Origin of the sequence: Microbispora sp. ZYX-F-249 (assembly GCF_039649665.1) — a bacterium.
GTDB classification, from domain to species: Bacteria; Actinomycetota; Actinomycetes; order Streptosporangiales; family Streptosporangiaceae; genus Microbispora; species Microbispora maris.
On record NZ_JBDJAW010000058.1, the window covers coordinates 23,024 to 36,883 of the forward strand.

Consider the following 13,860-nt stretch of genomic DNA (forward strand, 5'->3'; position numbering starts at 1 on the left):
GTTATTTACACTCCTGTTTCCCCGGCGCTCTTGACGCTGGCGCCGTATCGGGAGACGTACTCCTGGCCGGACAGGCGCTGGATCGCGGCCATGACCTCGTCGGTCACCCGCCGGCGGTCCCGGGCGTTGCCCGCGTCGCCGGTGAAGATCAGCGGCTCTCCGAACCGCACGCCGATGCTGTGCAGGCGCGGCACCGACGCGCCGGGCGGCAGCACCTTCTCGGTGCCCAGCATGGCGACGGGCACGACCGGGGCGCCGGTGGTCAGGGTGAGCCAGGCCACGCCGACCTTCCCCCGGTAGAGGCGGCCGTCGGGGGAGCGGGTGCCCTCGGGATAGATGCCGAACAACTCGCCGGCCTTCAGCACCTCCACCGCGGCGTCGAGCATGTCCTGGGCGGCCGTGACGTTCTCGCGGTCGATCTCCATCGCCCCCATCGAGCGCATCCACGCCGCCACGAGGGGGTTGCCGGTGAAGTACTCCTTCTTCGCCACGAACCGCACCATCCGCGGCACCACGGCCGGCATGAAGAACGAGTCGAGGACGGACAGGTGGTTGGAGGCGAGGATCGCGGGCCCGTGCGCGGGGACGTGCTCGAGTCCTTCCGTCCGCGGCCGCCACAGCGCGTGCATGACGGGGACGCTGACGAGCTTCAGGGCGGGGTAGAGCACGGCCTCTCCTTCTCCGGTCCGACGCACATACCCTAGGGCGACCTGACCCCCGGATAGGTGTAGGGCCCCTGCAACGGAGCCCTTCGTGTTTTGTACGGCTTCACCATGGTCCCGTCTGTACCTACTAGTATGTACGGCATGAGCGCATCGGACCGCCTGATCGAGAGCACCCGCGAACTGCTGTGGGAGCGCGGCTACGTCGGGACCAGCCCGCGGGCCATACAGCAGAGGGCGGGGGCCGGGCAGGGCAGCATGTACCACCACTTTTCCGGCAAACCAGACCTCGCGCTGGCCGCGATCGGCCGTACGGCGGAGGAGATGCGCGCCGGGGTGGAGGAGATCCTGGGCGGCCCGGGCACGGCCGTCGAGCGGGTGTCGGCCTACCTGCGGCGCGAGCGGGAGGTGTTGCGGGGCTGCCCGATCGGCCGGCTCACCCAGGACCCCGAGGTCATGGCCGATCCGGCGCTGCGGCGGCCGGTGGAGGAGACGTTCGGGTGGCTGCGCGACCGGCTCGCGGCGGTGCTGGCCGAGGGGCGCGACCGGGGCGAGTTCGACGCGTGCCTCGATCCGGCGCGGACCGCCGCGACGGTCGTGGCGGTGCTGCAGGGCGGCTACGTCCTGGCCCGCGCGGCCGGTTCGCCCGAGCCGTTCCATGAGGCCGCCGACGGTGTGCTCGCCCTGTTGTCCCGCGCCTGAGCGCACAAGGAGACCCGCCCGTGTACGCGATGCAGTACGACATCACTCTGCCCGCCGATTACGACATGACGATCATCCGGGAGAGGGTGGCCACCCGCGGCCACGCCCTCGACGACCGGCCGGGGCTCGGGCTCAAGGCCTACCTGGTCCGCGAGCGCGGCGTCGCCGGCTCCCCGGTCAACCAGTACGCGCCGTTCTACCTGTGGAACGACGCCGGGAGGATGGGCGAGTTCCTGGTCGGCGGGGGCGGCTTCCAGGGCATCGTGGCCGACTTCGGCCGCCCGTCCGTGCGGCACTGGACGGGGCTGGCCGTCGAGGCGGGCCCGGCCAGGGGGACCGCGCCCCGTGCGGCGTCGCGGCGGCTGGTCCCGCTGCCGGCCTCGGCCGACCTGACGGAGCAGGTGGCGGCCGCCCTGGCCGGACTGCGTGAGCTGGGCGGCGCCGACGGCCTGCACACCGCGGCCCTCGCCGTGGACCCGCACCACTGGCGGCTGATGACGTTCGCGCTGTGGGAGCGGGAGGCGCCGGGCGCTCACGGGGACGCCGAGTACTACGAGGTGCTGCACCTGTCCGCGCCCGGCCTCACGAGCCTGCCCGCGGGCCGGACCTGGTGACGGCCCCGGAAACGAGACGACGCCCCGCGAGACCGGAGTCTCGCGGGGCGTCCGCGTCGAGGGCCGATGTGGCGGTCGCCTCCTCGGCGAGATGCACAACACGGCTCCAGCCGAACGGTATTCCGTGAAGGCGGTGATTGCGGCCCGGGGGACACAAACCACATCGGCCATGAACGACTCTAGCCGACTTTCGCCTCTGCTTTCTCCCGCCCCCCTCCTCGGGGTGCGTCATCGGCAGGCCAAGCCCGCGTGCACTATCGTCGGCGGGTGACGAATTCGATCAAGACTGCGCGCCTGGTGCTGCGGCGGTGGCGCGAGGAGGACAAGGAGCCGTTCGCGGCGCTGAACGCCGATCCGGTCGTCATGGAGCACTTCCCGGCCACGCTGTCCCGTGCGGAGAGCGACGCGCTCGCCGAGCGCGCCGACGCCGGGTTCGACGAGCACGGGTTCGGCTGGTGGGCGGTCGAGGCGGACGGGGAGTTCATCGGCTTCACCGGACTGCAGGTTCCGAGGTTCACCGCGCACTTCACGCCGTGCGTGGAGATCGGCTGGCGGCTCGCCCGCTCCGCCTGGGGGCACGGGTACGCCTCGGAGGCGGCACGGGCGTCGCTGGAGGACGGGTTCGGCCGCCTCGGCCTGACCGAGATCGTCTCGTTCACGGCGGTGCCGAACGTCCGCTCGCAGGCCGTGATGCGGAGGATCGGGATGACCCACGACCCCGCGGGGGACTTCGACCACCCGGTGCTCCCCGAGGGCCACCCGCTGCGCCGGCACGTCCTGTACCGCATCCGCAGGCAGGGGTGAGCGCCATGCGGCTGCTGGTGCTGGGCGGCACGACGTTCGTCGGCCGGTGGGTGGTCACGGCCGCGGTGGAGCGCGGCTGGCGCGTCACCACGTTCACCCGCGGGCTGGCCGGATGGGCCCACCCCGCGGCGGAGGCGGTGACCGGTGACCGGCTGCGCCCGGCCGGCCTCGCCCCGCTCGCCGGCGGCCGGTGGGACGCCGTGGTGGACACCTGGGCCGGCGCGCCCCGGGCCGTGCGTGACAGCGCCCGCGCGCTGGCCGGGCGCGCGGACAGGTACCTGTACGTCTCCAGCAGGGCGGTGTACGCCCCTCCGACGCCGGCCGGTCTGAACGAGGACTGGCCCACGGTCGAGGCGTCGGCGGACGCCGGGGACATCGACTACGCCCCCAACAAGCGAGGCGGCGAGATCGCCGTGGAGCGGGCCTTCGGCGACCGCGCGGTGCTGGCCAGGGCCGGGCTGATCCTCGGGCCGTACGAGGACCAGGGACGGCTGCCGCACTGGTTGCTGCGCGCCGCGCGGGGCGGGGAGATGCTCGCACCTGGCCCGGCCGACCAGCCGTTCCGCTATGTGGACGTGCGGGACCTCGTGGCCTGGCTCCTCGACGCGGCCGAGGGCGGCGTGCGGGGCCCGGTCAACCTGGTCAACCCGGAGGGGCACGCCACGACCCGGGACCTGCTGGAGTCCGCGGTCGCCGTCACCGGCGGGCGCGCCGAGCCGGTCTGGGTGGATCCGGAGGCGATCGAGGCCGGCGGCGTCGACCGGTGGACGGAACTGCCGGGCTGGATCCCGCCCGGTCCCGAGCAGGCAGGGCTCATCCGGACCGACGTCGGCCGGGCCCTGGCGACCGGGCTGCGGTGCCGCCCGGTGGTGGAGACCGTCGCCGACACCTGGGCGTGGCTGACCGGCTCCGGCGAGCTCCCCGCGTCCCCGCCCGGAATCGACCCCGCCAAGGAGCGGGCCGTGATCGACGCCTGGCGGCGATCGGCGCGCGGGGCGCGATGACGGACGACCTGCGCGCGGCGGCGCGACAAGCCGCGGACGCCGCGGCCGGCCACCTGGCCGCGGTTCCCGGCGGGCCCGTGTGGCGGCCGGTGGCCGAGCCGGACCTGGAATGGCTGACCCGGCGGCCGCTGCCCGCCGCGGGGCGCCCGCTCGCGGAACTGCTCGCGGACGTGGGCAGCCACGTGCTGCCCTATCCGATGGGCAACGGGCACCCCCGGTTCTTCGGCTGGGTCAACTCCCCGCCCTCGGCGGCCGGTGTCGTGGTCGCCCCGCTGGCCGCGGCGATGAACCCGAGCTGCGCCGGGGGCGAGCACGCGGGCGTCCTGCTGGAGCGCACCGCCGTGCGGTGGCTGGCGGAGCTGGCGGGCTTCCCCCACCCGCCGGGCGCCGGGCTGCTGACCAGCGGAGCGTCCATGGCCACGATCGTCGCGCTCGCCGCGGCCCGGCAGCGCGCCGTCCCCGGCGTACGGGAGACGGGCCTGTACGGGCACGCTCCGCCGGCCCTCTATCTGTCCGAGGAGGGCCACAGCTGCCTGCGCAAGGCGGCCGAACTGCTCGGCCTGGGCAGCGGGCACATTCGCACCGTCCCCGTCGACGACGCGTTCCGCATGGACACCGCCGCGTTGCGCCGCCTCGTCGTGGCGGACCGCGAGGCGGGAGTGCGCCCGTTCTTCGTGGCGGCGAGCGCGGGGACGGTCAACACCGGGGCCGTCGACCCTCTGCGGGACGTCGCCGAGGTCGCGCGCGAGCACGGGCTGTGGTTCCACGTCGACGGCGCCTACGGCGCGCTCGGCGTGCTCGCGGACGAGTGCCGGCCCGCGTACGCCGGGCTGGAGCTGGCGGACTCCCTCGCGCTGGACCCGCACAAGTGGCTCGGCGTCCCGGTCGACTGCGGATGCGTCCTCTTTCGCGACCCCTCCGGCCCGCGCACGGCGTTCAGCCTCGTCCCGCCCTACCTCCGGGACGACGACGCCGGCGAGCTGGGATGGTTCTCCGAGTACGGCCCGGAGCAGACCCGGCCGTTCCGCGCGCTGCGCGTGTGGGCCACGATCGCGCACCTGGGCCGCGACGGCGTCGCCGGACTGGTGCGGCACACCACCCGGCTGGCGCGCGTCCTGGCCTCGATGATCGAGGACTCCGCCGACTTCGACCTGCTCGCCCCGGTCGTCACCTCGGTCGTCGCGTTCCGGCACCGGCCCGCGGGCCTCGACGCGGCCGAGGTGGAGACGTTGAACGAGGCGATCCCCGCCGCCGTGCAGCGGCGCGGGCGCGCCTTCCTCACCGGCACCCGGCTGCGCGGCGCGGCGGCCCTGCGCGCCTGCGTGCTCCACCCGGACACGACCGAAGACGACCTCGTGGTCCTGCTGGAGGAGATCCGGGCCGCCGCGTGACGCCCGGGCTCAGGCGGCGGCCGTCAGGTCGCGGACGGCCCGGCGCTGCTCGTCGGTCAGCTCCGGCATGCCCGCCGGGTCGGGGGCCGCATCCGTTCGGCCAGCTCGGCGGCCTGGGCGCCCGCGCCGGGCAGGAACACCACGCTCGGCCCGCCCGAGCCCGAGCGGTGCAGCATCAGCCGCCGTTCCCCGACGTCGTACAGGCGCCCCAGCGGCGGGGCGTTGTCTCCGATGACGGTCGTCCCATGCCGCCCTCTTCCATAATGATCGTTCGCATTTATGCGAACGGTAGCACGCGTGCGATCATTCAGACCATGGACGTGATGCAGGTGCTCGGGCATCCGGTGCGGCTGCGCGTCGTGCAGGCTCTCGCCGGTGGGCGGGTTCTCACGACCTCGCAGCTGTGCGAGCGCATATCGGACGTGCACAAGGCGACCGTCTACCGCCACGTCGGCGCGCTCGCCGACGCCGGCGTGCTGGAGGTGGACGGCGAGCACCGGGTGCGCGGCGCGGTGGAACGGCGCTACCGGCTGCGCGAGCGCGTGGTGATCGACGCCGGCACGGTGGCGGCGATGTCGCCGGAGGACCACAGGCGCACCTTCGCCACGGCGATGGCCGCGCTGATCTCCGAGTTCGACGCCTATCTCGGTCTGGAGGGCGCCGATCCGGTGGCCGACGAAGTGGGCTACCGGCAGCACGTGCTGTGGCTCAGCCGGGAGGAACGCGCCGAGATGATCGAGGAGTTGCGTGCGGTGATCGTCGCGCGGATGAGGAACGAGCCCGCGCCACACCGCCGGCGGCACCTGCTCAGCCCGATCCTGTTCCCGGTCGAGACGCCCACCCCGGACGCCGGGGCGTGACCGGCGTCGGGGACCTCGCGCTGCTGGCCGCCGCCGGGGTCCTCGCCGGGCTGGTCGGCACCGCGGGCGGCATCACCTCCCTGATCTCCTATCCGGCGCTGCTCGCGGCGGGCCTTCCCGCGCTCGCGGCGAACGTCGCCAACATCGTCGCGCTCGTCGCCTGCTGGCCCGGCTCGGCCCTGGCCTCGCGGCCCGAGCTGCGCGGGAAGGGGCCCTGGCTGCGGCGGTGGGTCCCGCTGTCGGCGCTCGGCGGGGCGGCGGGGTCGGCGTTGCTGCTGTCCACCCCGCCCGGTGTCTTCGCCCGCGTCGTGCCCTTCCTCGTGGCCGCGGGTTCGCTGGCCCTGCTCGTACAGCCCCGGCTCGCCGTACGTCACGAGCGGCGCGGTTCACCGGACACCGTCCTCCCGCTCGGGCTGACCGCCCTGTCGGTCTACAACGGATACTTCGGCGCGGGGTCGGGGGTGATGATCCTCGCCCTCCTCCTGGTGACCTCCGAGCCGAGGCTGCCCGCCGCGAACGCCTTGAAGAACATGCTTCTCGGCGCCGGCGCCCTGGTCTCCGCCGCCGGGTTCGCCGTCTTCGGGCCCGTCGACTGGGCCGCCGTCGTCCCCCTCGCGGCAGGCCTGTTCGCCGGGTCCACGCTCGGTCCCCGGGTCACCCGGCGCCTGCCGGGCGGGCTGCTGCGCTGGCTGGTCGCCCTGATCGGCCTCGGCCTGGCGGTCCGCCTGTGGGCCGCGCCGGGCGGCTGATCCCCGGGCCGCCGGTCAACGTCGCGGTAGCGGGCCCGCCGCGGCGCGCACTACCGTGCCGATGTGGATCTCTTCACGCGCTCGTGGGCCGCATTGCGCAAAGTGGTCGCCGACCTCCCGGACGAGGACTTCGCGCGGCCGTCCGGCTGTGCCGGCTGGCTCGTACGGGACCTGGTGTGCCACCTGGTGATCGACGCCCAGGACGTCCTGATCACTCTCGTGACCCCGGCCGCCACGGAACCGACCCGCGACGCGGTCACCTACTGGGACGTCACCCGAACGCCGCCCAGCGGCGACGACCCGCTCGACGCGCTGATCGTCCGGCTGGCCGCCGCCTACGAGGAGCCCCGGCTGCTCAAGTTCCACCTCGACGACGTCGGCTCCGCCGCGGGCCGCGCCGCCGGACTCGCCGACCCGGGCCTGCGGGTCGGCACCCGCGGCGAGGTCCTCACCGCGGGCGACTACCTTTCGGCCTACGTCCTGGAGTGGACGCTGCACCATTTGGACCTGGTCGCGCACCTGCCGCACGCTCCGCAGCCGCCCGCGGAGGGGCTCGCCCGGTCCCGCGAGATGCTCGAGAAGATCGCCGGAAGCGCCTTCCCCGCGTCGTTCTCCGACGAGGACGCGCTGCTGGCCGGCACGGGACGGCGTGCGCCGACCGCCGCCGAGCGGGCGGAGCTGGGCGAGCTGGCCGCGAAGCTCCCGATGGTCCTCGGCTGAGCCGATCAGCGCACGCGGCCCGGCGCATCAGCGGTCGTGTCAGCACGGCGACGGCCCGGTGTCAGGACCGCCTCGACACCCACTCCGTCGACGTCGAGGAGTTGTCGGTGCACACCCCCGACCTGGACGACGTCTTCCTCGCCCTGACCGGCGGCGCGAACGAGGAGGCCGGCGCACGATGAACGTCATCTCGGATTCCGCGACCATGCTGCGGCGCAACCTCCGGCACACCATGCGAAATTCCCTGGCGCTGTTCAACGGCGTCGTCATGCCGGTCTTCCTGATGTTCCTGATGGGCTCGGCGTCATCGGCATCGTCGTGCTGACGGTCCTGGCGATCGGCTGGCTGGCCGTCGCGTTCGGGCTCGCGGCGAGGACGCCGGAAAACGCGGGCCTCGCCGGCGTCCCGCTGATGCTCCTGCCCTTCTTGAGCAGCGCGTTCGTGGTGCGTGGGGCTCGCGTCGATCGGCTACCTGTGGGCGCGCGCGTCGTTCACGAAGCGAGCGTGATCTCGGCCAGCTCGTGCCAATCCCGCCGCCGGCCGTCCAGGATCGCCTCGGCGAACGCGGTTTCGCCGAGGCGGTCCCGCGCGGCCGCGGCGATCCTCGCGGCGTCCGGCTGTGAACGATCCGGCATACCGCGCACGCCGTCGCTCGCCGCGAGCAGGCGCGCGGCCTGCTCGTGGTCTCCCTGGCGAAGGGCGAGGTCCGCGAGCCCGACCAACACCCCGGCGGTGGCCGGGGGATAGTCGTACGCCGTCACCGCGCGGAACGCCTCGGTGCGATACGCGCGGGCCCTGCCGAGATCCTCGGTGACGTAGCCGTAGAGGTCCAGCGCGCCGGCGCGGGCGAAGCCGGCCAGTTCCGCGTCGCCCAGCAACGTGGCCAGGTGCCGGCGTGCCTCGTCCGGCTCGCCGCGCCAGTGCGCCAGCCGCGCCTCGGCGAGCCGGAGCTCGGCGAGGACACCCGGCCAGGTGATGCCGCCCGCGCACCGCTGCGCTTCGGCCATGGCGGAGGCGCTGGACGGCTCGTCGCCGAGCAGCCAGTGCAGCTGTGCCTGCCGCGCCCGCAGGCCGACCACGTCCTCGGTCGCGCCCACCTCGGTCAGCGCGACGACCGCCTCCTCGTAGTGCTCACACGCGCGGGCGAACTCGCCGCGCATGGCGAGCCGATCGGCCAGGAAGGTCAGCGCCAGCGAGATCCCCCACCGGTCGCCCAGCGCGCGGAACTCGGCGAGACCGATCTCGAGGTCGATGTCCACGTCGGTCTCGTCGCCGCCGAGCGTGAGCCGCAACCGCCCACGGCTGACCCTGGCCTGCGCGCGCACCCACGGATCGTCGCCGGCGATGAGCGGCTCGAACGCGGGCAGGAACTCCGCCGGCCCACGCAGCATCCGCTCCAGCGGGGCGACGAACCCGAGCAGCGGGTTGCGATGCGCGCCGCGCCGGGCGAAGCGGTGCGCCGCGTCGATCCACTCCCGCGCCTGATACTGGTCGCCGCCGATCCTGGAGCTGACGAACATCGCCACGACGGCGTACGCCATCGCCCGCACCTCATCGGGCACCGCGCCGTGTTCCTCGCTCCGCAACGAGGCCGCCGCGATGGCCAGTTCGGTGCCCTCGGCCCTGTGCCCGCTGAGGAACCAGTACCAGCCCGCGGCCGCGACCAGCCGCATCGCCTCCCGGGCCCGTCCGTCGGCGATGGCCCCCCGCAGGGCCGCACTGATGTTGTCGTGCTCGGCGCCGAGCGTGGACAGCCACTCCAGTTGCCAGGCCCGGCGCAGGTGCGGTTCGGCCGTCTCGGCCAGCTCGGTGAAGTAGGCGAGGTGCGCCCGGCGCGCCGGCTCGGTCTCCCCGGCTTCGGCGAGCCGGTGCGCCGCGTACTCCCCGATGGTGTCGAGCATCCGGTAGCGAGGCGTGTCCTCGCCGCCGGCGAGCACCAGCGACTTCTCGGCCAGAGCGGTCAGCAGGTCGAGCACCTGCTCTGCGGCGAGCGTCCCGTCCCCGCACACCCGCTCGGCCGCCTCCAGGCTCGCCCCGCCGGAGAACACCGAGAGCCGCCGCAGCACGCGGCGTTCGGGCTCGGTCAGCAGATCCCAGCTCCAGTCGATCACCGCGCGGAGCGTCCTGTGCCGGGGCAGTGCCGTACGGCTGCCGCCGGTCAGCAGCCGGAACCGGTCATCGAGCCGGTGTGCCAGCTGATCGACGGACATGGTGCGCAGCCGGGCCGCGGCCAGTTCGATCGCCAGCGGGATCCCGTCGAGCGCCCGGCAGATCCGCGCCATGGCCGACACGGTGTGCGCGTCGGTGCCGATGTCCTTGCGCACCAGATTCGCGCGGTCCCGCAGCAGCCGCACGGCGGGCGAGGACCCGGCCTCGGAGGGGACCGCCCCCTTCGCGGGCAGCGCGAGCGGCTCGACCTGCCACAGCACCTCGCCGGTGATACCGAGGGGTTCCCTGCTCGTGGCCAGGATCCGCAGCCTGCGGCACTCGCGGAGAAGCCGATCCGCGAGAACCGCGGCCGCCTCGATCACGTGTTCGCAATTGTCCAGGACCAGCAGGATCGTGCGATCCCGGACGGCGGCGACGAGCCGATCCACCGGTTCCCCACCCCGCGCACCGCCGAGCAGCGCCTGGTCACGCAGGCCGATCGCGGTGAGGGCGGCCTGGGCCGGCTCACCGCCCGCCGGCACCGGGGCCAGTTCGACCAGCCACGCCCCATCCGGCAGCTCGGCGAGCATCGTCCGCGCGGTCTCCGCGGCCAGCCGCGTCTTGCCGGAGCCACCCGGCCCCGTCAAGGTGACCAGCCGGTGCCCGGCGACGAGACCGGCGACCGCGGCGACGTCGTCGTCCCTGCCGACGAAACTCGTCAGCTCGGCGCGCAGGTTCGTCCTGCCGTTCTCCGCCCGCTCGCCCAGCTCGCCCCGCAGCAACGCGATGTGCAGCGCGGAGAGCTCGGCCGACGGGCCGCTGCCCAGCTCCTCGGCGAGCCGCTCACGCGTCCGCTGGTACACGGTCAGCGCCTCGGCCGTACGTCCCGCTTCGGCGAGCGCGCGCATCAGGGCCGCCACGAACCCCTCCCGGAGCGGATACGCGGCGGCCAGCTCGGTCAGCTCGGAGACCAGCTCCGACCCGCGGCCCAGGCGGAGGTCGGCGTCCACCCGATCTCCCAGCGCGGTGACGCGAAGCTCGTCCAGACGCACGACCGCGGCGTCGAACGCGTCGCTGTCCCGCAGCGCTATGTCCGCCAGGGCCGTGCCTCGCCACAGCGCCAGGGCCGAGCGCAGCAGATCGGCCCGCACCGCGGGCTCGGCGGTGCGGGCCTGACCGACCAGGTGCTCGAACCGGCACACGTCCACGGCGTCAGGAGCGACGGCCAGCCGGTACCCGCCGGAGTCCGCCTCGATCACACCGTCCGGCAGCGCCTTGCGCAGCCTGGACACCAACGCCTGTAAGGCGTTGACCTCGTCCGCGGGTGGCCGTCGCCCCCAGATCCAGTCCACCAGCCGCGTACGCGTGACGACCCGGCCGGGTTCGAGGGCGAGCGCGGCGAGCAGTGCGCGCAGCCGGATCCCGGGAACCTCCACCGCGGCTCCATCACCGTTCCGGACCTCGAACGGCCCGAGCAATCCGACTCGCACGTCAGCAATTGTGCCGATTCATGGCGACGACCGGTCACCCGCCGCCGCGCGTACTCCGCCCGGGCCTATGACCGGAGCAGGCGGCCCCGGATGAAGGCCGGCGCTTCTCGGGGCGTGCCGGCGTCGATCAGCGGTCGCGGGGCGTCGGAGGCCGCGATCCGATCGGTCTCGCACATCGCGCCGAGGACGTGTACGGCCCACGCCAGCTCGCCTGCCTCGGTTCCCGGATGCCAGGTCATGTTGATGCCGGAGGATGCCTGCCGGGTCCCGTCTTCGGTGCTGAGCGACAGCGTGGCCATGCCGACGACGCCGCCTTCGTGCCCCCACAGCCTCCCGCAGGGCGTGTCGTAGGCGATGAGACCGAGCCCGTAGTTCATGATGTCGGAGCTGCCCACTCCGAGCGTGATCGGGACGGTCCTGCGCATCTCGGCCAACTGGGCCCGGCCGATCAGCCGGCCGGTGAACAACGCCCGGTAGAAACGGTTGAGGTCCTCCATCGTCGAGACGACCGCACCCGCCGTGCCGAGGGACGAGGGGTTGAAGGTGCTGAAGTCTCTGAGCGGGAAGGAGCCGAACAGGGACGTGTACGCGTTCGAGTGCGGGTTCGGCAGATCGGACGTGCGCGGGAAGAACGTGTGCTCGAGGCCGGCCCGCTCGATGACGTGGTGGGTGATGTAGCGTTCGGCGGGCACTCCGCTGACCTTGCCGATCACCAGGCCGAGCACGATGTAGTTGGTGTTGGAGTAGCTTCCCGGGGACTGGCCGGGCTCGCCCGAGGCGCCGACGCCGAGACCGAGCCGGACGAGTTCCTCGTTGCCGTACTGCCGTACGCGCATCTCTTCGAGGCTCTCAGGGCTGGTGATCAGTGCGGTGTCGTAGTCGCCGATGTGGCTGGTGTGGTTGAGCAGCATCCTGACCGTGACGCGCCGATCGGGCAGCAGCCCGGGCAGGTACCGCTCGACGGGGGCGTCCAGCTGGAGCCTGCCCCGCTCCACCAGCTGCAGGGCGGCGGTGGCGACGAAGGTCTTGGTGATGCTGCCGATCCGGTGGTACATGTCCGGCCGCGTGGGGCGCTTGGCCTCCAGGTCGGCCAGTCCCGTGGCGCCGCGCCAGCGCTGGTGCCCGTCCTGGACGGCGGAGTAGGCCCCGGGGATGCCGCCCTTGGGTACCTCGTCGAGCGTGCGCTGCAACTCTCGCCGATCGAGTCCCGGCGCGGCGCGAAGTTCCGGTGCGGCGGCGTTCGCCGGCGGGACGAGAGCCGCCATGGCGAGCAGCGTGCCGAGGCTCAGGGCGGCGAGTCTCCTGACGGAGCGCTTCAGGGGAGTGCGGGCGGGGCGGGCGGGGGTGGGGGTGGGGTCAGGCACCTGTGATCCTCCGGAGAACGGCTGTGTACGTGGCGAACGCGGTCGTGCCCTCGTCGGTGAGGGACAGCGAGGTGCGGGGCCGTCTGCCTGCGAAGCCCCTGGACACCTCCACATAGCCGGCTTCCTCGAGCACGAGCATGTGCGTGGACAGCAGCGAGTCGCTGACCTCGATCATCTGCTTGAGGAAGCGGAAGTCGGCCCGGTCGGCGGCGGCGGGCGCCGCCATCACCGACAGGCGGACGGGGGCATGGATGACCTCGTCGAGGTCGTGCCGTCGGCGGCGTGGATGTGTCCCTCGACGCGCTGGATCTCCTGCAGGGCGTGAGCTGGGGAAGGGGCGGTCAAAGTTCCTCCTCGGTTCATGTACTCGACAACCTAACAAGCGCTCAACTCCCGTTCAAGTAGATGCTTCGTGGTTGAAGCCGAGACGTGTACGGCGGATTCAATCGCGAGCGAAATCGCGGGTGCGGCTTGACGAATTCCGCACCGGCGTGGAATTCTGATTGCGGGATAGAGGTTGACTGGTTCGATATTGATGGACTTTCGTTTGCCTTTTGGTTTATGCTGCCCTTCCATCGTGCTCGCCCTCGGCATCCCACTCCTTCGTTTTCGGCGGTGATGTCGTCCGGCGCGCGTGTCGTCAGTCCGCGATCCCCCGGAAGGACTTCTGTTGGCAGCCTCGCGCAACGCCTCCGCCGTACCCGCCGGCCCCCGCCGCGTCTCCTTCGCGCGCATCCGGGAGCCGCTCGAAGTGCCCGACCTTCTCGCCCTGCAGACCGAGTCCTTCGACTGGCTGGTGGGGAACGAGCGTTGGAAGGGCCGGGTCGAGGCGGCTCGCCAGGCCGGGCGCAAGGACATTCCGCCCCAGTCGGGTCTCGAAGAGATCTTCGAGGAGATCAGTCCCATCGAGGACTTCTCCGGAACCATGTCCCTGTCGTTCCGGGACCACAGGTTCGAGCCGCCCAAGTACTCGGTCGATGAGTGCAAAGACAAGGACATGACCTACTCCGCCCCGATGTTCGTCACGGCGGAGTTCATCAACAACACCACCGGTGAGATCAAGAGCCAGACGGTGTTCATGGGCGACTTCCCGCTCATGACGTCGAAGGGCACGTTCATCGTGAACGGCACCGAGCGTGTCGTGGTCTCCCAGCTCGTCCGGTCACCCGGTGTGTATTTCGAGCGGAATCCCGACAAGACCTCGGACAAGGACCTCTACGGGTGCAAGGTCATCCCCTCCAGGGGTGCCTGGCTGGAGTTCGAGATCGACAAGCGGGACAGCGTCGGCGTGCGCGTCGACCGCAAGCGCAAGCAGCCGGTCACCGTGCTGCTCAAGGCGCTCGGCTGGACCG

Annotated in this window: 13 protein-coding genes and 1 pseudogene; 10 read left to right on the plus strand and 4 right to left on the minus strand. The window is 72.8% G+C overall.

Annotated elements, in window-relative coordinates; translation table 11 throughout:
• Nucleotides 1-5 precede the first annotated feature (5 nt).
• Nucleotides 6-668 carry a lysophospholipid acyltransferase family protein gene (locus AAH991_RS36910; protein ID WP_346230595.1) on the minus strand — a complete coding sequence of 221 codons (663 nt, stop codon included), beginning with the start codon at nt 666-668 and terminating at the stop codon, nt 6-8.
• A gap of 138 nt (nt 669-806) precedes the next feature.
• Between AAH991_RS36910 and AAH991_RS36915 the strand changes: the two genes are divergently transcribed.
• The 9 genes from AAH991_RS36915 (at nt 807) to AAH991_RS36960 (ending at nt 7,831) form a co-directional block, all read left to right on the plus strand.
• Nucleotides 807-1,364, plus strand: coding sequence for a TetR/AcrR family transcriptional regulator (locus AAH991_RS36915; RefSeq protein ID WP_346230596.1), 558 nt, complete (start codon nt 807-809; stop codon nt 1,362-1,364).
• A 29-nt stretch (nt 1,365-1,393) separates the two neighbouring features.
• Nucleotides 1,394-1,978, plus strand: a complete 585-nt coding sequence (locus tag AAH991_RS36920) for a DUF4865 family protein (protein WP_346230608.1) — start codon at nt 1,394-1,396, stop codon at nt 1,976-1,978.
• A gap of 267 nt (nt 1,979-2,245) precedes the next feature.
• A complete protein-coding gene (locus AAH991_RS36925) occupies nt 2,246-2,782 on the plus strand; it encodes a GNAT family N-acetyltransferase (RefSeq protein WP_346230597.1) in 537 nt (178 codons plus the stop codon).
• Between the two features lie 5 nt (nt 2,783-2,787).
• A complete protein-coding gene (locus tag AAH991_RS36930; protein WP_346230598.1) occupies nt 2,788-3,786 on the plus strand; it encodes an NAD-dependent epimerase/dehydratase family protein in 999 nt (332 codons plus the stop codon).
• Nucleotides 3,783-5,177, plus strand: coding sequence for a pyridoxal phosphate-dependent decarboxylase family protein (locus tag AAH991_RS36935; RefSeq protein WP_346230599.1), 1,395 nt, complete (start codon nt 3,783-3,785; stop codon nt 5,175-5,177). The genes AAH991_RS36930 and AAH991_RS36935 overlap by 4 nt, the downstream gene beginning before the upstream one ends.
• Nucleotides 5,178-5,491: 314 nt before the next feature.
• The gene (locus tag AAH991_RS36940; protein ID WP_346230600.1) at nt 5,492-6,037 is read left to right on the plus strand and encodes a helix-turn-helix domain-containing protein; all 546 of its coding nucleotides are present in this window, start codon (nt 5,492-5,494) and stop codon (nt 6,035-6,037) included.
• Entirely contained in the window at nt 6,034-6,786 is a 753-nt protein-coding gene (locus AAH991_RS36945) for a sulfite exporter TauE/SafE family protein (RefSeq protein ID WP_346230601.1), read from the plus strand. The genes AAH991_RS36940 and AAH991_RS36945 overlap by 4 nt, the downstream gene beginning before the upstream one ends.
• A gap of 63 nt (nt 6,787-6,849) precedes the next feature.
• The gene (locus AAH991_RS36950; protein ID WP_346230602.1) at nt 6,850-7,506 is read left to right on the plus strand and encodes a maleylpyruvate isomerase N-terminal domain-containing protein; all 657 of its coding nucleotides are present in this window, start codon (nt 6,850-6,852) and stop codon (nt 7,504-7,506) included.
• Between the two features lie 178 nt (nt 7,507-7,684).
• Nucleotides 7,685-7,831 (plus strand): hypothetical protein, encoded by a 147-nt coding sequence (locus tag AAH991_RS36960; RefSeq protein ID WP_346230603.1) that lies wholly within the window; start codon nt 7,685-7,687, stop codon nt 7,829-7,831.
• A gap of 166 nt (nt 7,832-7,997) precedes the next feature.
• On the opposite strand, the gene AAH991_RS36965 is transcribed toward AAH991_RS36960, so the two are convergent.
• The 3 genes from AAH991_RS36965 to AAH991_RS36975 form a co-directional block, all read right to left on the minus strand.
• The gene (locus tag AAH991_RS36965) at nt 7,998-11,144 is read right to left on the minus strand and encodes an AfsR/SARP family transcriptional regulator (RefSeq protein ID WP_346230604.1); all 3,147 of its coding nucleotides are present in this window, start codon (nt 11,142-11,144) and stop codon (nt 7,998-8,000) included.
• A gap of 65 nt (nt 11,145-11,209) precedes the next feature.
• Entirely contained in the window at nt 11,210-12,508 is a 1,299-nt protein-coding gene (locus tag AAH991_RS36970; RefSeq protein ID WP_346230605.1) for a serine hydrolase domain-containing protein, read from the minus strand.
• Nucleotides 12,501-12,737 (minus strand): transcriptional regulator, encoded by a 237-nt coding sequence (locus AAH991_RS36975; protein ID WP_346230606.1) that lies wholly within the window; start codon nt 12,735-12,737, stop codon nt 12,501-12,503. The genes AAH991_RS36970 and AAH991_RS36975 overlap by 8 nt, the downstream gene beginning before the upstream one ends.
• A gap of 441 nt (nt 12,738-13,178) precedes the next feature.
• Here AAH991_RS36975 and AAH991_RS36980 point away from each other — a divergent pair.
• Nucleotides 13,179-13,860 (plus strand): annotated as a pseudogene (locus AAH991_RS36980) (DNA-directed RNA polymerase subunit beta); the annotation flags it as partial.

Bases quoted from the DNA above. Each gene is read 5' to 3' on its own strand.
- AAH991_RS36915 (WP_346230596.1), top strand. From the start codon at position 807: ATGAGCGCATCGGACCGCCTGATCGAGAGCACCCGCGAACTGCTGTGG.
- AAH991_RS36920 (WP_346230608.1), top strand. From the start codon at position 1,394: ATGCAGTACGACATCACTCTGCCCGCCGATTACGACATGACGATCATC.
- AAH991_RS36930 (WP_346230598.1), top strand. From the start codon at position 2,788: ATGCGGCTGCTGGTGCTGGGCGGCACGACGTTCGTCGGCCGGTGGGTG.
- AAH991_RS36935 (WP_346230599.1), top strand. From the start codon at position 3,783: ATGACGGACGACCTGCGCGCGGCGGCGCGACAAGCCGCGGACGCCGCG.
- AAH991_RS36940 (WP_346230600.1), top strand. From the start codon at position 5,492: ATGGACGTGATGCAGGTGCTCGGGCATCCGGTGCGGCTGCGCGTCGTG.
- AAH991_RS36960 (WP_346230603.1), top strand. From the start codon at position 7,685: ATGAACGTCATCTCGGATTCCGCGACCATGCTGCGGCGCAACCTCCGG.